Here is a 23,812-nt window from a genome sequence, read left to right on the forward strand (position 1 = left end):
GCGGCTTATTCGGCCGCTTCTTCCTTTTTCTTGTCGGCAGGAATTTCCTTGCCGGTTTCCTGGTCGACAACCTTCATGGAAAGGCGAACCTTGCCGCGCTCGTCGAAGCCGAGAAGCTTGACCCAGACCTTCTGGCCTTCCTTGACGACGTCGGTCGTCTTGGCGACGCGGTCGGAAGCGAGCTGCGAGATGTGCACGAGACCGTCGCGGGCGCCGAAGAAGTTGACGAAGGCGCCGAAATCTGCGGTCTTGACAACAGTTCCTTCGTAGACCTGGTTGATTTCAGGTTCCGCAACGATCGAGTGGATCCACTTGCGGGCGGCTTCGATTTCCTTGCCGGAAGCAGAGGCGATCTTGACCGTGCCATCGTCCTCGATGTTGATCTTGGCGCCGGTCTTTTCGACGATTTCGCGGATGACCTTGCCGCCAGAGCCGATGACTTCACGGATCTTATCGACCGGTATGTTCATCACTTCGATGCGCGGTGCGAATTCGCCGAGCTGGCCGCGGCTCTCGGAGATCGCCTTGCCCATTTCCGTGAGGATGTGCAGACGGCCGCCCTTTGCCTGGTTCAGGGCGACATTCATGATCTCTTCGGTGATGCCTTCGATCTTGATGTCCATCTGAAGGGCGGTGATGCCGCCTTCGGTGCCGGCAACCTTGAAGTCCATGTCGCCGAGATGATCCTCGTCACCGAGGATGTCGGAGAGAACCGCGAAGCGATCGTCTTCCTTAATCAGGCCCATGGCGATGCCGGCAACCGGCTTCGACAACGGAACGCCCGCATCCATCAGCGCCAGCGAGGTGCCGCAGACGGTAGCCATCGACGAGGAGCCGTTGGATTCGGTGATCTCGGAGACCACGCGCAGCGTGTAGGGGAACTGCTCTGCCGTCGGAAGCATCGGGCGGATGGCGCGCCAAGCAAGCTTGCCATGGCCGATTTCGCGGCGGCCCGGGGAGCCCATGCGGCCTGTTTCGCCAACCGAGTAGGGAGGGAAGTTGTAATGCAGAAGGAAGCGTTCCTTGTACATGCCGGTCAGGCTGTCGACATACTGCTCGTCTTCGCCGGTGCCGAGCGTAGCAACGACGATTGCCTGCGTTTCACCGCGTGTGAACAAGGCCGAGCCGTGCGTGCGCGGCAGCACACCGACTTCCGAGACGATCGGGCGAACGGTCGATAGGTCGCGGCCGTCGATGCGGCTCTTGGTGTCGAGGATGTTCCATCTGACGATCTTGGCTTGGAGGTGCTTGAAGACGGCACCGATGACTTCGGCCGAATACTTGGCTTCCTGGCCTTCCGGGAAGAAATGCGCCTTCACCTTGGCCTTGACGGCGTCGACGGCAGCATAGCGCTCTGCCTTCTGGGTGTTCTTGTAGGCGGTGCGGAGTTCGGCTTCAGCCATGCCGAGCATTTCTGCTTCGAGCGCCGAATAGTCTTCCGGGTTGAAATCGCGCGGTTCCTTGGCAGCGACTTCCGCGAGCTTGATGATCGCGTCGATGACGGGCTGGAAGCCGCGATGGCCGAACATGACGGCGCCGAGCATGATTTCTTCCGAAAGCTCCTTAGCTTCCGACTCGACCATCAGGACGGCTTCCTGCGTGCCGGCAACGACGAGGTCGAGAGAGCTCTCGTCCATCTCGTCGATATGCGGGTTCAGCACATATTCGCCGTTGATGTAGCCGACGCGTGCGCCGCCGATCGGGCCCATGAATGGAACGCCGGAAAGCGTCAGCGCGGCAGAGGTCGCGACCATCGACAGAATGTCCGGATCGTTCTCGAGATCGTGCTGAACGACAGTGACGACAACCTGGGTGTCGTTCTTGTAGCCTTCAGGAAAAAGCGGGCGGATCGGGCGGTCGATCAGGCGGGAAACCAGTGTTTCCTTTTCGCTCGGACGGCCTTCGCGCTTGAAGTAGCCGCCGGGAATCTTGCCGGCTGCGTAGGTCTTTTCCTGGTAGTTGACGGTGAGTGGGAAGAAATCCTGCCCAGCCTTCGGGGCCTTGGCGGAGACGACAGTGGCAAGGACCACGGTCTCGCCGTAGGTTGCCATGACGGCGCCATCGGCCTGGCGGGCGATCTTGCCGGTTTCAAGCTTGAGCGGGCGGCCTGCCCACTCGATTTCAACAGTATGGACGTCGAACATTATTCTTTTCCTTGCGTGATGCGGGAAGGCGCGCCGTCGCCGTTTTCGGCAAGGCACATCTTACGACCGCACTGATGTGACACATCATGGGCAAGACAACGGGAGGCTTTTCCTAGGGTACGACGCCGTCGGCGACATCTAGGTCGGCGGAGGCATTCGTTCGTTCGGTATCTCGGCCTGGGTCGCTTGCGACCTCCGAGCCGGGCTGAAGCGCCCGCTTCAGCCAAAAGCATCCGGCAATCCTGCCCCATGACAGGTCAACGGTTGGCGTTGGCAGGTCCGGCTCATCCGGGGCCTGCCGGTCTGTCTCATGCCGCGCGATGAATAGAGCGCCGCAGAAACATGTCGATCGGGGCTTTCGACCCCCTGATAAGCAACCGGCGGGCGTCCTTGAAGAACGCCCGCCGGAAAATTCTTTAGCGGCGGATGCCCAAGCTTCCAATGAGCTTGGTGTAACGGCCTTCGTCCTTCTTCTTGAGATAGTCAAGAAGCGAGCGACGGCTGGAAACCATGGTCAGAAGGCCACGACGGGAGTGGTTGTCCTTCTTGTGATCCTTGAAGTGATCGGTCAGGTTGTTGATGCGCTCGGTGAGGATCGCAACCTGAACTTCCGGCGAACCGGTATCACCTTCGACGGTCGCATATTCCTTGATCAGCGCAGACTTGCGCTCAGCAGTAATCGACATCGGATGGTCCTTTCGATGAGAGGAAGAAGTCGCCAAAAGCCGGGATGTCGTCCAGCATTGGCCGCGAATGCATTCAGGCCTGCCTGATGCTGGCGCAGCCTATAGACTATTAAGGGTGCAAAGGGAAGAGGCGTTGAAACCAGCGCCTCGAGACGTGCATCCTAGGCTAGACGAACACCCGCTTCGGGCGGAATTCGCCTTCGCCGATCTCGCCGATGGCGATGAGCTTGCCACGTGCGGTGGCGTAAGCCTCGCTCTCGGCAACCGGCGCATCCCGGCCGCGGATCAGGATCGGGTTGCCCATCTTCAACCGGTGCGCCTGATCGTCGGTGACGGCAAGATGCGGCAGGGCCGACAGGGCCTCGCTGGTGTCGATCATCAGCGCGTCGAGCGCTGCCAGCCGCTCGTCCAGATCTTCGATCTTTTCGAGTTCGACCAGTTCGGCAAGCGGGATCATCGTCTCCTCGGCGAAGGGCGCGACAAAGCTGCGGCGCAAGCCGGAAATATGGCCGTAGCAACCAAGTTCGCGGCCGAAATCGCGCGCCAGCGCCCGGACATAGGTGCCCTTGCCGCATTCAACCTCGAAGTGGGTGGTATCGGCATCCGGGCAGGCAAGCAGCGTCATGCGAAAAATCTCGACCTCGCGGGACGGAATCTCGACCGTCTCGCCCTCGCGTGCCAGGTCGTAGGCGCGCTCGCCGGCGATCTTGATTGCGGAGAACTGCGGCGGCACCTGGTTGATCACGCCGAGATATTTGGGCAGCAAGGCTCGTATATCCTCTTGGCTGGGACGCTTGGCCGATACCTGCGTCACCTCGCCTTCGAGATCGTCCGTTGTGCGCTCCTCACCCCAGGTAACGGCGAATTCATAGATTTTCCGGCCGTCCATGACGTAGGGCACGGTCTTGGTTGCGTCGCCAAGCGCGATTGGCAACATGCCGGAGGCCAGCGGATCGAGCGTGCCCGCATGGCCGGCCTTCTGCGCCTTGAACAGCCATTTGATCTTGGAGACAGCTTCGGTGGAGCCGAAATCGACGGGCTTGTCGAGGATCAGCCAGCCGGAAACCGGGCGGCCCTTGGGTTTGCGTGGTTTGGACATTCGTCTCTACTATGATTGTTCGTCGTCGGTGCCGTCATCGAGATCGCGCTGGACCTCGGGCGAGCGCAGCAGTTCATCGATCTTCTTGTAGTTGTCGAAGCTGGTATCGTCGCGAAAGCGCACTTCCGGCATATATTTCATCTGGCGAAGCAGGGGACCGAGGCGCCCGCGGATATATCGCGCATTCCGGTTCAACGTATCGATCACGGTCTCATGGTCGGCAACGCCGAGCGGCGTGACGTAGGCGGTGGCGATCTTGAGGTCCGGCGACATGCGGACTTCCGAAATCGAGATCACGGTGCGCTCGATAAGGTCGTCGCGCACTTCGCCCCGCTGCAGCACCTGCGTGATGGCTGCGCGGACCTGTTCGCCAACGCGCAACATGCGCTGCGAAGGTGCGGAAGAAGTCGGTCTGGTCATGGTGTTTCCGTAAATGGCGTCCTGGAGCCTGCGGCTCGTGACGCAATAAAGCGGCTCACATGACTCTATACGAGGCAAAGGTCAAGGGTTGACGACTTCGTGGGGCGCCCAGAACGCCAGAATCCGTTCGAGAACGGCGGCCTGCTCCTGCTGATTGTGGAAGGCGTGGCCGGGAATATAGCAGACGAAGCTGTCGATATCGAACTCGATGCGGCCGTTTCGCGTGGCAATGTCGGAGACCGAGCGCCAGTCGAGCCGCAGCGAAGAGCCCGGCGATTCCCAGGTGATGCCATCATGTGAAATCGTTGTCGTCACCTGAACGTCAGGCCGTATCCGCGCCTTCATCGCCGCCAGCCGAACCGTGGAAGCATGTTTGAGATAGGTGACCAGCAGAGCGTAAGCCAGCAGGCAGGGCAGAAGGCATATGACGAGAATTTCGCCGGTTTCGACCGTTGGCGATAGGCCAAGCAGAGGTATGAGGACAAGCCGGCGATAGGCATAGAAGAAGAAATAAAGTCCGGCGCCGCCAAGCATCCCGAGGAGCAGATACCAACCGTCGAATCTCGGCCTGACATCGGCGGCGGCAAAGCGCCTGCCCGCCTGTCGCATCACGTCGGCGTGTTCCGCCGGCTGACGGACGTAGGTAATCACGATGCGGTCGTCCACTGGCGAGTTCATCATCACGGCAAGCCTATGCCGAGATAAAGCGACATATCTTCGGCCGTCATCGGCTCTGAAGGAAAATCGACAATGATCGAAGAAGGCGCTGGCACGAACATGACACCAAATCAGCAAAAGCAGTTTGCCAAGTTGTGACGGTTCATGTGCCGAATTCAACAAAAAACCGCCGGACAAGGCCGGCGGTTTCAATATTAGCGGCGATCCTGCTGGATCAAAGCGTCCGTGTGATGTGTTCGACGCGGAAGCACTCGATAACGTCACCGGCGCGCATATCTTCGTAGTTCTCGAACGCCATGCCGCACTCCTGGCCGACATGCACATCAGAGACTTCGTCCTTGAAGCGCTTGAGCGTCTTGAGCTTGCCTTCGTGGATGACGACATTGTCGCGAACCAGGCGTACGCCTGCCCCACGCTCGACCTTGCCTTCGGTAACGCGGCAACCTGCGACCTTGCCGACCTTGGTGATGTTGAACACCTCCAGGATCTCGGCATTGCCGAGGAAGGTTTCGCGACGTTCCGGCGAGAGCAGGCCCGACATCGCTGCCTTCACGTCATCGACGAGATCGTAGATGATGTTGTAGTAGCGGATTTCGATCCCCTCGCGCTCGGCGAATGCACGGGCCTGAATGTTGGCACGGACGTTGAACCCGATGATGGCCGCACCCGATGCCTCGGCAAGCGAGATATCCGACTCGGTAATCCCGCCGGCGCCCGAATGCACGATACGTGCCCGGACCTCGTCGGTTCCAAGCTTTTCAAGCGCCCCGGCAATCGCTTCGATCGAGCCCTGCACGTCGCCCTTGATGACCAGCGGGAATTCCTTCACGCCGACCGTCTGGAGCTTGGTCATCATCTGTTCAAGCGAACCGCGCTGGCCGGACTGACGAGCAGCGGCCAGGTCGCGGGCCAACCGCTGACGATATTCGGAAATCTCGCGGGCGCGGCTTTCGCTTTCGACGACAGCGAACCTGTCGCCGGCAGCCGGGGTACCCGACAGGCCAAGAACCTCCACGGGGGTCGCCGGTGTCGCTTCCTTGACATGTGCGCCCTTGTCGTTGACGAGCGCGCGCACGCGGCCCCACTGATCGCCGGCCACGATGATCTGGCCCGGACGAAGCGTACCCTTCTGGACAAGAACCGTGGCAACGGAACCGCGGCCGCGGTCGAGCTCGGCTTCGATAACCGTACCTTCGGCAGTCCGGTTTTCATTGGCCTTAAGGTCAAGAATTTCAGACTGCAACAGGATGGCTTCGAGCAGCTTGTCGAGGTTCGTGCCGTTCTTGGCCGAAACCTCGACGTCGAGCACTTCACCGCCCATGGATTCCACGAAGACTTCATGTTGCAGCAGCTGCATGCGAACCTTCTGTGGGTCGGCCTCGTGCTTGTCGATCTTGTTGATCGCCACGATGATCGGAACGCCGGCAGCCTTTGCGTGGCTGATCGATTCGATCGTCTGCGGCATCACGCTGTCGTCGGCCGCAACCACCAGGATTGCGATGTCGGTCGCCTGGGCGCCGCGGGCACGCATTGCGGTAAAAGCCGCGTGGCCGGGCGTGTCAATGAAGGTGATCTTGTGGCCCTGATGTTCGACCTGATAGGCGCCGATGTGCTGGGTGATGCCGCCGGCTTCGCCTGACACGACGCTGGTCTTGCGGATGGCATCGAGCAGCGAGGTCTTGCCGTGGTCGACGTGACCCATGATCGTCACGACAGGCGGACGCGAAACCAGTTCGCCTTCGTCGTCGGAAACGTTGAAGATCCCAAGTTCGATATCCGATTCCGACACGCGCTTGACGGTGTGGCCGAATTCAACCGCGATGAGTTCTGCCAGATCAGCATCGATGATGTCGCCGGGCTTCATCATCTGGCCTTCCTTCATCAGGAACTTGATGACGTCGACGGCACGCTCGGACATGCGCTGCGACAATTCCTGAATGGTGATGGTTTCCGGCAGGATGACCTCGCGCATGACCTTTTCACGCGTTTCCTGCATCTGGCTGCGGCGGAATTTCTCCTGCCGGCGGCGCATGGCGGAAAGCGAACGGCCACGGGCGTTGGCGCCGTCGTCGTCGAGACCGACAGCTGTCACCGTCAACTTGCCGCGGCGGCGTTCTTCTTCGGTCTTTGGGCGCGTTGCGGGCTTGGCCGGTTCGGCACGAACGATCTTGCCGCGTACGGGCGTGCCGGTGCGGGGTGGTGAGCGTTCTTCCTCTTCCTGAGCGCCGCGACGGGCACGATTGGCCGGGGTCTCTGCGATTGTCGGTGCCGTCCGCACGGAAGAAGGTGTGGCATCGGGACGGCGGGCAGCGGGTGCCGGCGTTTCGATCTTGGCATCGACTGCGGGAGCCGCCTCGGCAACTGGGGCTTCGACCGGTTCTGGACCGCGCGCGGCCCTTTCCGCTGCCAGGCGAACAGCCTCGGCTGCCTCCGCGACACGGCGCTGTTCGTCTTCGACCTTGCGGCGGGCATCGTCTTCTGCACGGCGGATTGCGTCGGCAGCATCACGAGCCTGGGCGTCGGCAAGTGCGCGTCGGCGGGCGTCCATCTCATCCGGGGAGAGGTGGTTGAGTACGACCGGCCGCGACGGACGATCCGGCTGTGGACGCTGAGGGCTGCTCTGTTGGGGACGCTGCTGGCCGCCCGGCTGGTGAAGGCGGGCACCCGGCTGTGGCTGTGGCGGCCGCGGTGGCTGCGGCGTCGGTTCCGCGACGCGCGTCACCGGGGCGACGGCTACTGGAGCAATCACAGTCTTTTCGTCTTCCGGGCGCAGCGGGCGGCGCTTGCGCGTCTCGACCACGACCGCCTTGGTGCGACCGCGACCCATATCCTGGCGCACGGTACCCTGGCTCATGCCTGAAGGTTTCAGGGTGAGGGTCTTCTTAGCCGATACGCCTGGTGTATTGTCGTCTTTGTTGTCGGTCATTCCGTTCCCGTTCCTTCGGACAGGAGCGGATGACTTACATCAGACCCCTGTCGTTCAATACATGTACCTTGGTGACCAGTCCGGCACGCGCCGTTGACCGGGTCATAGTTCTTGCCGGCCAGCGCCACCCATTGCCCGGGACTGACCGCCATTGCGGTACCGTTCGAGCAGGTTTGCGCGCTTCACTACACCTTCACCCGCCTGCCCTGCAAGCGCTGCGGCATGGATAAAAGCGTTCTGGCCCATCAGTTCTTCCATTTCCGCGTCTCCGAAGAGACGGAAAGATGGTATTTCCTTTTCGGTCTCCATGCCGAGATGCCAGGCCTTGCGAGCCTGGTCGATCTTGCGGACACCGTCGGCTGCCGCATCCAGCGAGTGGAATACCGCAAGGGCATTTCCACTGCGAATCGCGCCGTCGACCTTGGACGACCCCGTCACGAACTGACTCGCCTTGCGAGCCATATGCATCATGCCGGCAAGCTGCGCCGAAAGCAGCTTGTCGACAGTAGCGCCGAGATCAGCAGGCGCTGTCACCTCTGCCTTCAAGGCGCGGGAAAACAGCTTCTTAGCCACCGCCTTGTCAACGTTTGCCCGGCTCACCGAGACCCAGCATCCGCGTCCCGGCAATTGCCGCTTCAGGTCCGGAACCACGGTTCCATCAGGAGCGGCAACAAAGCGTATCAGCTCCTCCGGCAATCCGCGGTCGCGTGTAACAATGCACATCCGTCCGTTCGCTTCGTCGTCCGACACGGCGTCGTCCTCGATTGCAGCGTCCGGTTCGAGCGCCGACATCATGCTTCCTGCTCGGCCTCGGCATCCACCTCCGCAGGCGCTTCAGCCTCAGCGACAGCCTCTTCAGCGGTGATCCAGCCGGCAGAGATGCGCGCCTGGAGGATCATCTGTTCGGCCTCGACGCGCGAAACGTCGAGCTTGGCGAACAGCCCCTCGAATTTCTTCGTTTCGCCGTTCTTGCGTTCGGACCAGCCGACCAGATCGTCGGCAGCACAGCCGGCAAAGTCTTCGATCGTCTTGATGCCGTCTTCGCCGAGCGCCACCATCATCTGGGCCGTCATGCCGTTGATCTCGCGCAGTTCATCGGCAACGCCGAGGCTCTTGCGCTTCTCGTCCATCTCGGCTTCCTGGCGTTCGATGAATTCGCGGGCACGCTGCTGGATTTCCTGGGCAGTCTCTTCGTCGAAACCGTCGATCGAGGAAATTTCCTCGAGGTCGACGAAGGCGAGTTCCTCAACCTGCGCGAAGCCTTCGGAGGCAAGCACCTGGCCGACCATTTCGTCGACGTCGAGCGCATCCATGAACAGGTTGGTGCGTTCGTTGAATTCCTTCTGACGGCGTTCCGATTCCTCGGCCTCCGTCATGATGTCGATGTCCCAGCCGGTCAGCTGCGATGCGAGGCGGACGTTCTGGCCGCGACGGCCGATGGCCAGCGACAGCTGTTCGTCGGGAACCACGACTTCAATGCGCTCGGCATCTTCGTCAAGCACGACCTTGGATACTTCTGCCGGCTGCAGGGCGTTGACGACAAAAGTCGCCGGGTCCTGCGACCAGGGAATGATGTCGATCTTCTCGCCCTGAAGCTCGCCGACAACGGCTTGGACGCGCGAACCGCGCATACCGACGCAGGCGCCGACCGGATCGATCGAGCTGTCGTTCGAGATGACGGCGATCTTGGCGCGCGAGCCCGGATCGCGGGCAACCGACTTCACCTGGATGATGCCGTCGTAGATTTCAGGCACTTCCATGGTGAAGAGCTTGACCATGAACTGCGGATGCGTGCGCGACAGGAAGATCTGCGGGCCGCGCTGTTCGCGACGGACGTCATAGACGAAAGCCCGGACGCGGTCGCCATAGCGGAAATTCTCGCGCGGGATCATTTCGTCGCGGCGGATGATACCTTCGCCACGGCCGAGATCGACAATGACATTGCCGTATTCGACGCGCTTGACGGTGCCGTTGACGATCTCGCCGGTGCGGTCCTTGAACTCGTCGTACTGGCGGTCACGCTCGGCTTCGCGAACTTTCTGGACGATGACCTGCTTGGCGGACTGGGCAGCGATACGACCGAAATCCATCGGCGGCAGCGGGTCGGCGATGAAATCGCCGAGAGCTGCATCCGGGTTGCGGTCGCGAGCCAGTTCCAGCGGAATCTGAGTGGAATAGTCCTCGGCGATCTCGACCACTTCGAGCAGGCGCTGAAGGCGGATCTCACCGGTCTTCGGGTTGATATCAGCCCGGATATTGGATTCGGTGCCGTACCGGGAGCGCGCTGCCTTCTGGATCGCGTCTGCCATTGCGGCAAGCACGATTTCGCGGTCGATGACCTTTTCGCGCGCCACTGCATCTGCGATCTGCAAAAGTTCTAGGCGGTTCGCACTGACTGCCATTGCTTTAAATCTCCGTCTTTCCTGCCCGGGTTCCCGTCCCTTTGAGCGGTTAGTTTATCGGCGTGTCGTTGTCTTCTTCGTTCTGATTGGCCGCTTCGGCCTTCGCCAGCTTGTCGGCACGCAATGCATCGCGGATGAGGTCGTCCGTGAGTATCAGCTTGGCTTCGGCCAGCGTCGAGAACGGGATGACGACCCGCGGCTCTTCGCCATAGGCCACCTGGTCGCGCTCGATCGTGAAGCCGTCTGTATCGACGTCGACGATCTTGCCGCGGAACCGCTTGCGATTGTCCACAAGGATCGACGTCTCGCACTTGACCAGGTTGCCCTGCCAGCGGCTGAAGTCCGACTTGCGCACCATGGGGCGGTCGATGCCGGGCGAAGACACTTCCAGATGATACGCCTTATCGATCGGATCATCCACATCCAGAACCGGAGAAATCGCCTGTGACAGCGCCTCGCAGTCCTGCACGGTCATTGTGCCGTCATTGCGCTCGGCCATCACCTGCAGCGTTGAGCCATTCTGGTTCATTAGCCGCACGCGGACAAGACGAAAGCCCATGCCGACGATGACAGGTTCGATAATGGCGGCAACGCGCTGGTCCAGGCCGGTTTCGACGATCAGCCTCGGTTCGTTCGTATTGTCTGCGTTTGTCAAATCTGACAAGCGGTGCGCTCCTGGCAATTTCACGGACTTGCGGATCGCGCTAATAAAAAGGAGCGGGTCCTTGCGGCCCACCCCTCATCACACGATCAAGAATTTGAAGCCGATATAAGCGCGTTTTTTTGAAATTGCAAGGTCTGCGACAGGCTCTGGCTATTTAAGCACGCCGAGCATGGAGCTCTCGGGATAACAGGTCGGCTTCATGCCGTTTTTGACCTGCCATTGGCCGATCGAGCGTCTTGTCTTGTAGCCGGGCAGTCCATCCGTGCCGCCGACGTCATAGCCCTTTTGCTCCAGCGTCTTCTGCATCGAGGCCACATCGGAACGCAGCATCCGGCCGACATCCCCCCAGACGCCATGGAATGCGCCGGCGTTGCTCGCGATGCGATCTGCAAGGTTGCCGATATAGAGCGCGTAGAGATCGGAGTTGTTGTATTCCTTGATGACGTAGAAATTCGGCGTGACGACGAATTCCGGCCCGTCCCGCCCTGCCGGTACCAGCATCATCCCGTCTGCCTTGGCCTCATCCGCGCCAAAGGGCCTGCCCGAGATCGGCGCGATGCCAAGTGCCGCCCAGCGTGAAATCGGCTTTGCGAGATCCGGCCCTTCCTGGGCGCAGGAGACATTTGCGGGAATTGTCACTTCGTAGCCCCAGCCGCGACCACGCTGCCAGCCCTTCTGCACGAGGTAGTTGGCGATGGAGGCAAGCGTATCCGGCACCGAGGTCCAGATGTTGCGATGGCCGTCACCGTCAAAATCGACAGCATATTTCAGGTAGCTCGTCGGCATGAATTGAGGCTGCCCGAGTGCACCTGCAGTGGAACCCTTGAACTGGTCAGGCGTGACATCGCCGTGGTTAAGGATGCCGAGTGCCGCGATAAGCTCGGTGCGGAACATCTCCTTGCGGGTCGACATGAAGGCCTTCGTCGCGAGAACTTCGATTGCCGAGTTCGGCATCTTTGCAGCGCCAAAGCCCGTCTCGCGTCCCCAGACGGCAAGGACGATGGGTCCTGGAACGCCATAGGTCTTTTCGATGCGCTTCAGCACTGCGCCATATTGCGAGGCAAAGCCGCGCCCGGTGGTCGCCAGCTTCTGAAGTCGGCCTTCGTCGAAATAGGGAGCCGGAGACGAGAACTCGGCCTGACTCTGCGCCTGTTGCTTCGGTGGTGGGAAGCCGGGCGGGGCAAGATCCGGCAGATCCCATTCCAATGTCACGCCGGCAAACGCCGCCTTGAATATCCTGTCCGAGACGCCAGCCTTCTGTGCGTCTGGCCATAGGTCCTTGTTCACCCAGGTCTCGAACTGCGCTTCGACATCGCCCTTGGAGGCGGCGAGTGCAGGAAGGGGAAACAATGCGGCAATGACAGAGGCCACAAGCAAGAAGGCGCGAATTGTGATGCACATTTGGCGGCGTTTCCTCAAATCACTGTCCGTGCCCGCAGGGCCGCCGTTAGCGTGCCCTCGTCGAGATAATCGAGCTCGCCGCCTACGGGCACGCCGTGGGCAAGGCGCGTGATCCTGACGTCGAGGCCCGCCAGTTGATCGGTTATATAGTGTGCTGTGGTCTGCCCTTCGACGGTAGCGTTGACCGCGACGATGATCTCGCGGATGCCTCCCTCTGCGACGCGGGCCACGAGGCCCCGAATGTTGAGGTCATCAGGGCCTACGCCGTCAAGCGGCGACAGTGTGCCGCCGAGCACATGATAGGCTGCATTCATAGCGCTTGCCCGCTCCAGCGCCCATAGATCGGCGACATCCTCGACCACGATGATGACGCTCTGATCGCGGCGCTCATCGGTGCAGACCGTGCAAGGATCGACCGTATCGACATTGCCGCAGCGCGAACAGATCTTCACCTTGTCGTAGGCCTCGCCCATGGCGTGTGACAGGGGGCCAAGCAGCTGGTCCTTCTTCTTGATCAGATGCAGGGCGGCCCGGCGCGCCGAGCGTGGCCCGAGCCCCGGCACCTTTGCCAGAAGCTGTATCAGTTTTTCGATTTCGGGGCCGGTGACTCGCTTTGCCATGACGCGTTCTTATCCCATATGTTGCTGAAACGGAATCGGCAGCGAGTAAGCACACCACGAAAATTCAAACTGCTGCCAAAGTGGCGAAGCAAGGCAAAGTTTAAAATTTCGGCCTTGCCACCTGGCGGCCTGGAAATCTCCTCTATCTACCCTTGGGACTGAACACTCGTGAGGAGAATTCCCTATGTCTGTTTCCAAGCTCATTGTCGCCGCAGTGCTTGCCGCCGGGTCTGCAGGAGCCACTCCCGCAATGTCGGCGCCGACCCGCGTGCAGGCCGGATCGCTGACCTGCGACATCTCGGCGGGCTTAAGCGTGATTATCGGTTCTAAGCGCGACGTCGACTGCCTGTTCACCCCGTCGTCGCCAGGGCCCATCGAGCATTATCGCGGCAACATCACCAAGCTCGGCGTTGATCTAGGCGGCCTGACGGGCGGTTCGATGATCTGGCTGGTCTACGCCCCGACGAGTCATCTCGAGGGCGTGCTTCAGGGTAGCTATTCGGGAGCTGCCGCCAACGCGACCGTGGGGCTCGGCGTCGGGGCAAATGCGCTCGTCGGCGGTTTCGACGGCTCGGTCGCCCTGCAGCCGGTCTCCGTCGAAGGAACGACGGGGCTCAACGTCGCCGCCGGCATTGCCACATTGAAGCTGGCCTATGTTGCGCCACTACCGGTGGCAACGGCGAAGAAGCCGGTCAAGCACCACCACACAAAACATCATACGAATACGAAGTAGATCAGCGCATCGCGATCGCAATTGCGGCGCCGGCCATCGTCCCGGCGCTGGCGCGGTTGGCGATTTTGACGGCGCGTCGGCTTTTGAGGAATCCACGGGCCCTGGCGGCGAGCAGTACCCATAGGAGATCGACCGTAAGGAGCACGATCCACATTGTCGCGACCAGCTCCATCCAGCCGCTGAGGCTGACCGCGCTGATGTCGATGATCGACGGCAGCAGCGCGACGTAGAACATCATGATCTTCGGGTTGCCGAGTGTCACCGTCAGACCGGTGACGAAAAGCCTTATCGGCTTGCGTTCTTCGGGCATTTCGCCTTGGTTCACATCAGGCGACGCGCGCCACATTTTCCAGGCAAGATAGAGCAAATAGAGGACGCCTACCCATTTGATGGCGACGAACGCCCAATGGAAGGTCACGGCGATGGCAGTCAGACCGGCGACGGCAAAGGTCAGCCACACGGCCTCGCCTATCCACATCGCAAAGAGAAACGGCAGGACCTCCCGCGAGCCCTTGGCGAGAACCCGGGCCACGAGCGCAGCGACGCTCGGTCCCGGCGACCCGGCCGCCATGAACAGGGCGCCTGCAAAAACAAGTAGGGCGGTCAGTGACATCGGACGATCCTCCGCTTAACAGGGCACCAATCAGAACGGCAGCTTGAAGCCTGGCGGGATCGGCAATCCGGCCGTCAGTTCCTTGGTCTTTTCGCCGGCGAGCGCCTCAGCCTTGCCCTTGGCATCCTTGTGAGCCGCAACGACCAGGTCCTCGAGGATTTCGACGTCGTCTTCCTTGAAGAGCGAAGGGTCGATCTTCAGCGAGAGCATTTCGCCCTTGCCGTCAAGGGTGATGGTGACAAGACCGCCGCCGGATTTGCCTTCGGCCCGGATGTCGGCGATTTCCGCCTGCATCTTTTCCATCTTGGCCTGCATTTCCTTGACTTTGCCCATCATGCCCATGATGTCGCGCATGTCGGTGGCTCCTTCTTCTTCAGGGTTGCCTTAAAATTCGATATCGTCGCCCGGGAGGATGTCGCCTTCATCGGATTCCGCCGTTGCCGGCGCCGTGGTGAGCTCTTCGTCTTCAAGCTCTGTGGCGCGGACGCGAACATCGATGATCTTGGCGCCGGGAAACTGGGTGAGGATCGCCGCGACATCCGGATCCTGGCGCGCATCGCTGACGCGCTGCTGCTGCGCTTGCGCCTCTGCCTCGACCAATGTCGGACTACCTTCGTCGCGGCTGAAGCTGACGATCCAGTGGATGCCGGTCCAGTCCTTCAGCTTGACCGCGAGCTCGTTCAGGAGTGTGGTCGGCGCACCGGGTGCAAGGCTGGCATCGAGCCGACCCGCCTCCAACCGAACCGGCTTCAAGAAGGCGCGCACGAGGGCCTTGAGTTTCGGATCGCGCTTAGTGGCGCAGAGTTCGACGATGTCGGCCACCGAATTGACCGATACCAGCGGCTTCGGCTGCTCGACGGGCTTTGTTTCGGTCCGCCCCACCGGCATATCCTGAGGATGGCTGTCCGGCACGGCACGCAGTTTGGCAACGGGAGCGGTCTGGCCCATGCGGCTCTGCAACGGCGTCGCTTCGGTTGAGCGCGCGGTGATGCTGCTCTGGTAGGATACAGGGGTGCCCACGCTCGCCGCGCCGTTCGGCGCCGTCGGCAAAGGACGGCTGACGGGGCTACTAGTATCGGTTGAAAATTCTGCCAGGCGGCGGGCAGCGTCCTCCGGCGCCGGCAAATGCGCAGCGTGGGCAAGACGTATCAACACCATCTCGGCGGCACCGGCAGGCCGGGCGGAGTTTTCCGTTTCGGGGATACCCTTCAAGAGCATCTGCCAGATCCGCGACAGAGTGCTGACCGCCACGCCTTTTGCGAACTCGGCGCCTTTCACGCGTTCGACTTCACTGATCGATGGATCGTTTGCGGCGTCCGGCACGTATTTGAGGCGTGTGACCAGGTGCGTGAAATCGGCAAGATCGGTCAAAACGACGACGGGATTGGCGCCCGCTTCATATTGCGTGTTGAATTCGGAAAGTGCCGCAGCGACATCGCCTTTGACGATATGCTGGAACAGATCGACGATGCGGGCGCGGTCGGCAAGGCCAAGCATCGAACGCACGGCTTCCGCCTGGACCACGCCGCTGCCATGGGCGATCGCCTGATCGAGCAGCGACAAGCCGTCGCGCGCCGAGCCTTCGGCGGCACGTGCAATCATCGCGAGAGCCTCCGCGTCTGCCGAGATGCCTTCCTTGGAAGCGATGGTGGTGAACAGCCCGACCAGGTCAGAGGCGCTGATCCGCCTGAGGTCAAAGCGCTGGCAGCGCGAGAGCACGGTGATCGGCACCTTGCGGATCTCGGTTGTCGCAAAGATGAATTTTACATGCTCAGGCGGCTCTTCGAGCGTCTTCAGCAGCCCATTGAAGGCGGCCGTCGACAGCATGTGCACTTCGTCGATGATATAGACCTTGTAGCGCGCCGAAACCGGGCGGTAGCGCACCTGCTCGATGATCTCACGAATGTCGTCGATGCCGGTATGCGAGGCCGCGTCCATCTCGATAACATCGACATGGCGGCCTTCCATGATCGCCTGGCAGTTCTCGCCGGGGATACGCAGGTCGATCGTCGGCTTGTCGATCTCGGCGGTCTTGTAGTTCAGCGCACGCGCAAGGATGCGGGCGGTCGTGGTCTTGCCGACGCCGCGAACCCCCGTCAGCATATAGGCCTGTGCGATGCGGCCGCTCTCGAATGCGTTGGTGAGTGTGCGGACCATCGGCTCCTGGCCGACCATAAGGTCCGTGAAATCCTTGGGGCGGTATTTGCGAGCCAGCACCCGGTAGCCGGTGCCGGTCGAGGCGGCGTTTTCTGCTGGTCGCTCGGTGTCGCTCATCGCCCTGCTTGTCGCCCGGAAAATGCCGGGCATCGCTTTAAGCCGGGCATCGCTTTAAGAAAGGGTGGGAGGCTGGCACGATGACCCGTGCCGGGCTCGTTGGGGCTGCTTCCTTCCGGACCTGACCCGGTTGGCGAGTGGCTCGTCCACCACCAACCTCCCGGAGGCACATATCGGCAATATCGCCATCAAAAGCAAGCCAAGGCCAAAAAAAACTGCTAAACATTTGATAAAACACTGGAGGAGCACTGAATTGCGCGGTTTCTTGCTCGACGAGCGCCTGGCAAATGACACCGTATCCGTCTCCATCACGGGGCTTTGCGACCTGCGCCTGATGAAGGATCGCCGCTGGCCATGGCTGGTGCTCGTACCGCGGCGCGCCGGCATATCGGAGATATTCGAACTGACCCCGCTCGATCAGGTCATGCTGACCTTCGAGACCAATCTTGTTGCGAGCACCTTGAAGACGGTGACGGGGGCGACAAAAATCAACGTCGGGGCTCTTGGAAATATCGTTCGTCAGCTTCATGTTCATGTCATTGCGCGGTTCGAAGGGGATCCGAGCTGGCCAGGCCCCGTCTGGGGCCACGGCAAGGCGGAACCCTATTCGGACAATGATATGAGAACCTTTGTCGCCCGACTGCAGGAAGCCCTTTCGCCATGAGCCACTCCATCTTTTCGTCGGATGCACCGCATCCCGAAGCCAGTAGTTTGACCGCTTTTGCGGAAAATCAGCTCGATCGGCAGGCAGAACACCGCGACGAGGAATCGGTTCTAAAGGCAGTGGCTACCGAGGGCACGCACATCCTCGCCTTCGCCAAGGACAAGTTGGTGCTGAAGCATGACGGCCAGGTCCTCGATCCGCTTTTTGCCCGTTACGAGCTAACCGAGCTTGACCCGGACTGGGAAAATGCCGTTCTCCTCGGCTACCGCAGGACCGGAGAGCCACGATTGGCGGTGCCAGTTCGCGTCGACGCCGACGATCTCGCCAGTCACTTCAAGCCGGCCGACATGCGCTCGCTCTGGCGCGATCTTCTGCTTGAGGGAGAGATTCTTGGCGAAGCCGCGCAAGGCGTCAGTCTGATCCGCTGGAACAGCGATAATCGCTTCTGCGGTCGCTGTGGATCGCTGACGGAAAGCCGCATCGGCGGCTACAAGCGCGTCTGTGTCGCCTGCGAGCACATCATCTTTCCGCGCACCGACCCAGTGGTGATCATGCTGACCATCGACGAGCAACGCGATCTTTGCCTGCTCGGCCGCAGCCACCATTTTGCGCCGGGGATGTATTCCTGTCTTGCCGGCTTCGTCGAGCCAGGGGAGACCATCGAGAACGCCGTTCGCCGCGAGACGCATGAGGAGGCGGGCATCGTCGCCGGACGTGTTCGCTATCATGCTTCCCAGCCCTGGCCCATGCCGCATTCGCTGATGATCGGCTGTTATGCCGAAGCAAGATCGACCGAGATCCATCTTGATGGAACAGAGCTCGATGATTGCCGCTGGTTCACGCGAGAGGAAACCCTTGCCATGCTCGACCGATCGGCTCCTTCTGGCAATTCCTCCCCGCCGAAGGGCGCGATCGCCCATCGCCTGATGCGCGATTGGGTGGAGTGGAAGCGATAGCAAGTATTCACCATGGCACGTTCCGAACGCCTGCTGACGCTGTTGCAGACCTTGAGAAGATACCGCAGGCCGGTCAGCGGAGCGGTGCTTGCCGAGGAAACGGGCGTCAGCCTGCGCACGCTCTATCGCGATATCGCCAGCCTGCAGTCGCAGGGCGCCCTGATCGAAGGCGAGGCGGGCATCGGTTACGTCCTGAGGCCCGGCTTCATGCTGCCGCCGATGATGTTTTCTGAGGACGAAATCGAAGCGCTGGTTTTGGGCTCCCGCTGGGTGGCTCGTGCTGCCGAACCGCGTCTGGCCGCCGCCGGCGCCGACGCGATGGCTAAAATTGCCGCGGTATTGCCTGACGACATGCGCCAGGAGGTGGATTCGGCAACGCTTCTGGTCGGGCCGCGCCGTCACGGCGAGGACAAGGCCGATCTTTCGGCCATTCGCAAGGCGATCAGGTCGGAGCGCATCCTGGAAATAAACTACAGCGACGAGCGCGGCGCGGTTTCGATCCGGCGCGTCTGGCCTTTCGCCCTTGGCTATTTCGAGCATGTCCGCGTCATGGTCGCCTGGTGCGAACTTAGAAACGATTTTCGCCATTTTCGCACCGACCGCATCATCGACATGGCCCAGCAGGAGGTTCGCTATCCCCGACGCCGCGCCGTCCTTCTGAAGGAATGGCGCGGACTCGATGAATATACCCGCAACGCCTGAGACTGCTGCCACAAACTGTCAGTAGGTCGTCGTAAGGTTCGATTGTCCCAGCCAAGGAGCATCGACCATGACCAGCCCCAATCTCATCATCCTTTATGTCCGGGATCCAGCCGACAGCATCGCATTTTATCGCGACCTACTTGGCCGCGAGCCGGCAGTCGATAGCCCAAATTTCGTGGCATTTCCGCTGGATGGCGGCTTCACGCTCGGCCTCTGGCGCAGAAGCTCCGTCGAGCCGCAGCCGTCGGCGCTTGGAAATCGCGGCGAGGTCGCCTTCATAGTGCCGGGTGAGGGCGCCGTTGCTGCGCATTATCGCGAGTGGAGCAGCCGCGGCCTGCCGATTGCGCAGGAGCTGACAACGATGGATTTCGGTCAGACCTTCGTCGTTCTCGACCCCGACGGCCACCGCTTGAGAGTTTGTGAGCCGGATAAGTGAATTGCACGACCCCTCTCCCCTGCGGGAAAGGGGTCGAACGAAGGATTCTACAACTGACCGCGCATCGGATGTCCCTTGTAGACCCCGAGGATGCGAACCTTTTCGGAGAAAAATCGCAGCTCCTCCAATGCCTGGCGGACATGCGGGTCCGAAGGATGGCCTTCGATATCGGCGTAGAATTGCGTCGCGATGAATTTGCCGCCGAGTTGATAGCTCTCAAGCTTCGTCATGTTTATGCCGTTTGTCGCAAAACCGCCGAGCGCCTTGTAAAGGGCTGCAGGGATATTGCGGACATTGAAGACAAAGGTCGTGACTATCTTTTCCTCGCGGGAGCTACGTTCGGCCCATTCTTCATCGCGGGCAAGCACGACGAAGCGCGTGACGTTGCTCTCGACGTCTTCGACATTTTCTGCGACGATTTCAAGCCCATAGAGGTCTGCTGCCAGCCGCGGGGCAAGGGCTGCCATCGACCGGTCGCCCGTTTCCTGGACGAGCTTGGCGGCCCCGGCCGTGTCGCCCGCGATCACAGGCTTCCATCCGTTGGCGCGCACGATCTTGCGGCATTGGCCGAGCGCGTGGATGTGGCTGTGCACGGTGCGGATTTCAGCCTTGGTGACGCCGGGCAGAACCATCAGCTGGAAGCGGATCGGCATGAAATATTCGGCGATGATATGCAGCTGTGATTCGGGCAACAGATGGTGAATGTCGGCGACGCGGCCGGCAATCGTATTTTCGATCGGGATCATCGCTAGGTCAGCCTCGCCATTGTCAACGGCGGTGAACGCATCCTCGAATGTCTGGCAGGGCAGCGGCTCCATCGTCGGGAACATATCGCGGCAGGCCATGTCGGAATTGGCGCCGTACTCGCCCTGGAAGGCAATCTTGTTGGTCTTGGTTGTCATGATAAATCCGTCAGCGGGAGTGGCCGGCAAGTATGCGGCGCGCCTTTTCGAGGTCGGCGGGAGTATCGACACCGAGCGGAACCGTGTCAACGATTTCAACGTCGATGCGCATGCCGGCTTCGAGTGCTCGCAGCTGCTCAAGTGATTCGCGCTTCTCGAGCGTCGATGGGCCAAGCTGTACGAATTTTTCGAGAGCGGCGCGGCGATAGGCGTAGAGGCCGATGTGATGGTAGAGCGGCCCCTTGCCCGAAGGCGCCGTTGCGCGGGTGAAGTAAAGCGCCCGCAACCGGCTCTTCGAAATCGGCGAGCCGACGATCTTCACGACGCTCGGATTGGTCTTCTCTTGCTCTTCCTTGATCTCGACCGTCAAGGTTGCGATGTCGACGTTGGCATCGCCAAGCGGCCGAAGCGCTGCCCGGATCGTTTCTGCATCGATCGTCGGCAGATCGCCTTGAACGTTGACGACTATCTCGCAAAGGCCCCCTGGATCGACCTTCTGCAGCGCCTCGTAGATGCGATCGGAGCCGGATTGATGGTCCTGTCGGGTCATGACGACCTCGAATCCAGCCTTGGTGACCACGTCGTAGGTGTCCTCGTGGTCGACGCAGACGACGACGCGACCTATCGCCGCCTCGCGTGCACGCAGAGCAACCTGTACGATCATCGGAAGGCCGCAAATATCGGCGAGCGGCTTGCCGGGCAGCCGGGTCGAGGCGAGACGGGCCGGGATAAGAACCAGGGTCTTATCCAAATTCACCCCGGCCGTATCTAAATTCAAATGCGTCATCTTGGGGCCTTCTAATCACGGCGGAAAAGTGTCAAAAAGTCTCATGTTGGAGACCGTTTAGTCGGTTGCAAGGAACAGTCAAAAGACATAGGTTTCGGCCGAATTCAAGATGGGCCGGATGTATTGCCGGCGGCGAGGGGAGCATTGCATATGAATTCATCTTACGTGAACATGGGTGTTGGGGCGCTTCTTGCCACGCTTTTCGTGCTGAAGTCCGTCTCGCTCGTGTCAGGCGGGATATTCAGTTCGGAAGTGCCGGAAAAGCCCGGCTTCGCGATCGTTGCCGATGAAACGGCGTCGGCCGGCGCTGGCGACAAGGCTGCCGCTGCAGCACCGGAAACTCCGGTCGCGCAGCTTCTGCAGAAGGCGGACGCAAAGGTCGGCGAAACAATATTCAAGAAGTGTCAGGCCTGTCATGACGGCACCAAGGGGGGGCCGAACAAGGTCGGCCCAGGCCTTTGGGGTGTCGTCGACCGTCCCGTCGGCTCGCATGAAGGCTTCGCATATTCGGCTGGCATGAAGGACTTTTCGAAGGGCAGCAGCGAGAAGTGGAGCTATGACCACCTCTTCCACTTCCTGGCGGCGCCGAAGAAATTCGTCCCCGGCACGGCGATGGGCTTTGCAGGCCTCCCGAAGGAAGACGACCGAGCCAATGTGATCGCCTATCTGCGCACGCTCGCCGATACGCCGGTAGCATTGCCTGATCCGAACGCAGCCCCCGCAGCACCGGCAACGAATTAAGATCAGCGAGAGCCGGGTCGTCTTGACCCGGCCTTCTTCCGCCCGGGGCGGACGGAACGCAGAAATCTGACAACAAAAAAAGCGGGCCAGGCCCGCTTTTCCGCATCCGGTCTTTCCGGAATGTACCCCCGTCTTGCATCCCGCCAGTTCATCCGTGGTCAGGTTGCAGTGTCGTGGGCAAGGGCTTCATGCCCTTCGCACACCGGCCTTGGATTGTTTCGTCCCATGCCGGCTCGCTTGAGCAACATCTACAGCGAAAAAGTGACAGCCACATGAACTTGCGGGCTTCGGAGCCGCTCAGCGACGTGAATCCTCTTCCAAACTTCGCAAAATTCGATAAGACCGGATACCGGCTGTAACAAATATCCGGGGCTCCCCATTTAATGACTCGTTTCGATGTACTGACTGTTGGCAACGCGATCGTCGACATTATCTCCCGTTGCGACGATCAGTTTCTGATCGACAATAAGATCACCAAGGCTGCGATGAACCTGATCGATGCCGAGCGCGCGGAATTGCTCTATTCCCGCATGGGTCCAGCGCTCGAGGCCTCGGGCGGCAGTGCCGGCAATACGGCGGCCGGTGTCGCCAGTTTCGGCGCCAAAGCTGCCTATTTCGGCAAGGTCGCCGATGATCAGCTGGGCGAGATCTTCAATCACGACATCCGCGCCCAGGGCGTGCACTACCAGACGACGCCGAAGGGCACTTTCCCTCCGACCGCCAGATCCATGATCTTTGTAACCCCGGATGGCGAGCGTTCGATGAATACCTATCTCGGCGCCTGCGTCGAACTTGGTCCTGAGGATGTCGAGCCGGATGTCGTTGCCGACGCCAAGGTCACCTATTTCGAAGGCTATCTCTGGGATCCGCCGCGCGCAAAGGAGGCTATCCTCGAATGCGCCCGCATAGCACACGACAATGGACGCGAGGTCTCGATGACCTTGTCAGACAGTTTTTGTGTCGGCAGATATCGCTCAGAGTTCCTCGACCTCATGCGTTCCGGCACCGTGGACATCGTTTTTGCCAATCGTGAAGAGACGCTTTCGCTCTATGAGACGCGCGATTTCGAGGAAGCGCTTACGCGGATCGCTACCGATTGCAAGATCGCTGCCGTGACCATGAGCGAAGAAGGCGCCGTTATCCTCCGTGGCAAGGAGCGTTATAGGGTCGATGCCATCAAGCTCAAGGAACTGGTCGACACCACGGGTGCCGGCGATCTGTTTGCCTCGGGCTTTCTCTATGGCTACACGCAGGGCCGGTCGCTTGAAGATTGCGCCAAGCTCGGATGCCTGGCCGCCGGCATCGTCATCCAGCAGATCGGACCGCGGCCGACGAAGTCGCTCGCGGACGCTGCGCGCGAAGCGGGCCTTGCTTAGTTTTTGAAGGCTTCGCCGGGATAGGCGCCCCAGATTTCTGACTGCGCCACCCACCCGTCACTTCCGTCGGTGGTAGCGCGGCACCAGGTGCCGTTGCATTCGCGCACATGCAGGATGACGCCAGGCTCGAGCTTGGCGATGACGGCGCTCGAGGGCAGAGGTTCGCGGCGCATGTTCACGTAGATCGCCTTGGACGCGGCCTTGTTTTTCATCCAGGGTGCGGCGATCGCCGAGCGCTGGCCGGAGAGCAACGATTGGTTCACCCAGCCTTCCGTTCCCTCGGCATCGCGGACCTGGCGCCAATTGTCGTATTCCTGAATGATTTCGACCGGAAGGCCCTCGCGTGTGTAAAGCCAGGAGACGGCGTAGTCGCTGCTCGGGCCGATGCGCAGGTTGACTCGCTTTGATTTCAACGTGACAAAACGCGGCAGCGGCAGTCCGCTCGCGCCCTTTGCGGCTTGCGCGTCCGCGACTTCAGCGTTGGAGAACGCCATGACCAGGCCGATTGCCAGGATAACGCAGGACTGAATAACTTTGCGGCGCATGGGGCTTCCGTTCGCTTGTCGTAATCGAGCGCCGCTTCGGGGC

At 60.8% G+C, this 23,812-nt stretch carries 24 protein-coding genes and 1 other RNA gene; 7 read left to right on the top strand and 18 right to left on the bottom strand.

The window, feature by feature from the left end:
- Positions 1-5: 5 nt before the first annotated feature.
- The 11 genes from pnp to recR all read right to left on the bottom strand — a co-directional run bounded on the left by pnp (position 6) and on the right by recR (position 13,040).
- Positions 6-2,144: a polyribonucleotide nucleotidyltransferase gene (gene pnp, locus AB4Z52_RS24695; protein WP_442220542.1), complete on the bottom strand. Its 2,139-nt coding sequence runs from the start codon at positions 2,142-2,144 to the stop codon at positions 6-8.
- A 416-nt stretch (positions 2,145-2,560) separates the two neighbouring features.
- Entirely contained in the window at positions 2,561-2,830 is a 270-nt protein-coding gene (rpsO, locus tag AB4Z52_RS24700; RefSeq protein ID WP_442220543.1) for a 30S ribosomal protein S15, read from the bottom strand.
- A gap of 166 nt (positions 2,831-2,996) precedes the next feature.
- Positions 2,997-3,929, bottom strand: a complete 933-nt coding sequence (gene truB, locus AB4Z52_RS24705) for a tRNA pseudouridine(55) synthase TruB (RefSeq protein ID WP_442220544.1) — start codon at positions 3,927-3,929, stop codon at positions 2,997-2,999.
- A 9-nt stretch (positions 3,930-3,938) separates the two neighbouring features.
- Complete coding sequence (gene rbfA, locus AB4Z52_RS24710) at positions 3,939-4,349, bottom strand: 30S ribosome-binding factor RbfA (protein ID WP_442220545.1); 411 nt, start codon at positions 4,347-4,349, stop codon at positions 3,939-3,941.
- 81 nt (positions 4,350-4,430) lie between these two features.
- Positions 4,431-5,030 (bottom strand): hypothetical protein, encoded by a 600-nt coding sequence (locus AB4Z52_RS24715; protein WP_442220546.1) that lies wholly within the window; start codon positions 5,028-5,030, stop codon positions 4,431-4,433.
- 211 nt (positions 5,031-5,241) lie between these two features.
- On the bottom strand, positions 5,242-7,953 hold the full coding sequence (infB, locus tag AB4Z52_RS24720) for a translation initiation factor IF-2 (RefSeq protein WP_442220547.1): 2,712 nt from the start codon (positions 7,951-7,953) through the stop codon (positions 5,242-5,244).
- Positions 7,954-8,055: 102 nt separating this feature from the next.
- Positions 8,056-8,748: an RNA-binding protein gene (locus AB4Z52_RS24725; RefSeq protein WP_442220548.1), complete on the bottom strand. Its 693-nt coding sequence runs from the start codon at positions 8,746-8,748 to the stop codon at positions 8,056-8,058.
- Complete coding sequence (gene nusA, locus AB4Z52_RS24730; RefSeq protein WP_442220549.1) at positions 8,745-10,355, bottom strand: transcription termination factor NusA; 1,611 nt, start codon at positions 10,353-10,355, stop codon at positions 8,745-8,747. Before nusA ends, AB4Z52_RS24725 begins: the two co-directional genes overlap by 4 nt.
- Positions 10,356-10,404: 49 nt before the next feature.
- Complete coding sequence (gene rimP / locus AB4Z52_RS24735) at positions 10,405-11,010, bottom strand: ribosome maturation factor RimP (protein WP_442220599.1); 606 nt, start codon at positions 11,008-11,010, stop codon at positions 10,405-10,407.
- A gap of 159 nt (positions 11,011-11,169) precedes the next feature.
- Positions 11,170-12,420, bottom strand: coding sequence for a lytic murein transglycosylase (locus tag AB4Z52_RS24740; RefSeq protein ID WP_442220550.1), 1,251 nt, complete (start codon positions 12,418-12,420; stop codon positions 11,170-11,172).
- A 14-nt stretch (positions 12,421-12,434) separates the two neighbouring features.
- On the bottom strand, positions 12,435-13,040 hold the full coding sequence (recR, locus tag AB4Z52_RS24745) for a recombination mediator RecR (RefSeq protein ID WP_442220551.1): 606 nt from the start codon (positions 13,038-13,040) through the stop codon (positions 12,435-12,437).
- Between the two features lie 184 nt (positions 13,041-13,224).
- Here recR and AB4Z52_RS24750 point away from each other — a divergent pair, with 184 nt between their 5' ends.
- Positions 13,225-13,773 (top strand): DUF992 domain-containing protein, encoded by a 549-nt coding sequence (locus AB4Z52_RS24750; protein WP_442220552.1) that lies wholly within the window; start codon positions 13,225-13,227, stop codon positions 13,771-13,773.
- 1 nt (position 13,774) lies between these two features.
- Here AB4Z52_RS24750 and AB4Z52_RS24755 read toward each other — a convergent pair whose 3' ends face one another.
- The 4 genes from AB4Z52_RS24755 to ffs all read right to left on the bottom strand — a co-directional run bounded on the left by AB4Z52_RS24755 (position 13,775) and on the right by ffs (position 16,821).
- Positions 13,775-14,386: a LysE family translocator gene (locus AB4Z52_RS24755; RefSeq protein WP_442220553.1), complete on the bottom strand. Its 612-nt coding sequence runs from the start codon at positions 14,384-14,386 to the stop codon at positions 13,775-13,777.
- A gap of 30 nt (positions 14,387-14,416) precedes the next feature.
- Positions 14,417-14,740, bottom strand: coding sequence for a YbaB/EbfC family nucleoid-associated protein (locus tag AB4Z52_RS24760; protein WP_442220554.1), 324 nt, complete (start codon positions 14,738-14,740; stop codon positions 14,417-14,419).
- 30 nt (positions 14,741-14,770) lie between these two features.
- The gene (locus AB4Z52_RS24765) at positions 14,771-16,660 is read right to left on the bottom strand and encodes a DNA polymerase III subunit gamma/tau (RefSeq protein WP_442220555.1); all 1,890 of its coding nucleotides are present in this window, start codon (positions 16,658-16,660) and stop codon (positions 14,771-14,773) included.
- 64 nt (positions 16,661-16,724) lie between these two features.
- Positions 16,725-16,821: signal recognition particle sRNA small type (gene ffs / locus AB4Z52_RS24770), an RNA gene on the bottom strand.
- Positions 16,822-16,913: 92 nt separating this feature from the next.
- On the opposite strand from ffs, the gene AB4Z52_RS24775 reads away from it, so the two are divergent.
- From AB4Z52_RS24775 to AB4Z52_RS24790, 4 genes are all read left to right on the top strand, one after another.
- Positions 16,914-17,324, top strand: coding sequence for an HIT domain-containing protein (locus AB4Z52_RS24775; protein ID WP_442220556.1), 411 nt, complete (start codon positions 16,914-16,916; stop codon positions 17,322-17,324).
- Positions 17,321-18,280 carry an NAD(+) diphosphatase gene (nudC, locus tag AB4Z52_RS24780; RefSeq protein ID WP_442220557.1) on the top strand — a complete coding sequence of 320 codons (960 nt, stop codon included), beginning with the start codon at positions 17,321-17,323 and terminating at the stop codon, positions 18,278-18,280. Before AB4Z52_RS24775 ends, nudC begins: the two co-directional genes overlap by 4 nt.
- Before the next feature lie 12 nt (positions 18,281-18,292).
- Positions 18,293-18,982 carry a helix-turn-helix transcriptional regulator gene (locus AB4Z52_RS24785; RefSeq protein ID WP_442220558.1) on the top strand — a complete coding sequence of 230 codons (690 nt, stop codon included), beginning with the start codon at positions 18,293-18,295 and terminating at the stop codon, positions 18,980-18,982.
- A gap of 67 nt (positions 18,983-19,049) precedes the next feature.
- Positions 19,050-19,418, top strand: coding sequence for a VOC family protein (locus AB4Z52_RS24790; RefSeq protein WP_442220559.1), 369 nt, complete (start codon positions 19,050-19,052; stop codon positions 19,416-19,418).
- A 47-nt stretch (positions 19,419-19,465) separates the two neighbouring features.
- Here the strand turns inward: AB4Z52_RS24790 and AB4Z52_RS24795 are convergent, their stop codons facing one another.
- Positions 19,466-20,320: a prephenate dehydratase gene (locus tag AB4Z52_RS24795; protein WP_442220560.1), complete on the bottom strand. Its 855-nt coding sequence runs from the start codon at positions 20,318-20,320 to the stop codon at positions 19,466-19,468.
- 10 nt (positions 20,321-20,330) lie between these two features.
- Positions 20,331-21,107: a 3-deoxy-manno-octulosonate cytidylyltransferase gene (locus tag AB4Z52_RS24800; protein WP_442220561.1), complete on the bottom strand. Its 777-nt coding sequence runs from the start codon at positions 21,105-21,107 to the stop codon at positions 20,331-20,333.
- 150 nt (positions 21,108-21,257) lie between these two features.
- Between AB4Z52_RS24800 and AB4Z52_RS24805 the strand changes: the two genes are divergently transcribed.
- Positions 21,258-21,848, top strand: coding sequence for a c-type cytochrome (locus AB4Z52_RS24805; RefSeq protein ID WP_442220562.1), 591 nt, complete (start codon positions 21,258-21,260; stop codon positions 21,846-21,848).
- A 383-nt stretch (positions 21,849-22,231) separates the two neighbouring features.
- Positions 22,232-23,224, top strand: a complete 993-nt coding sequence (locus AB4Z52_RS24810) for an adenosine kinase (protein WP_442220563.1) — start codon at positions 22,232-22,234, stop codon at positions 23,222-23,224.
- On the opposite strand, the gene AB4Z52_RS24815 is transcribed toward AB4Z52_RS24810, so the two are convergent.
- Positions 23,221-23,769, bottom strand: a complete 549-nt coding sequence (locus tag AB4Z52_RS24815; protein ID WP_442220564.1) for an SH3 domain-containing protein — start codon at positions 23,767-23,769, stop codon at positions 23,221-23,223. The genes AB4Z52_RS24810 and AB4Z52_RS24815 overlap by 4 nt on opposite strands.
- Between the last annotated feature and the right edge of the window lie 43 nt (positions 23,770-23,812).

The organism is Rhizobium sp. 2YAF20, from assembly GCF_052114685.1.
Taxonomy (GTDB): Bacteria; Pseudomonadota; Alphaproteobacteria; order Rhizobiales; family Rhizobiaceae; genus Rhizobium.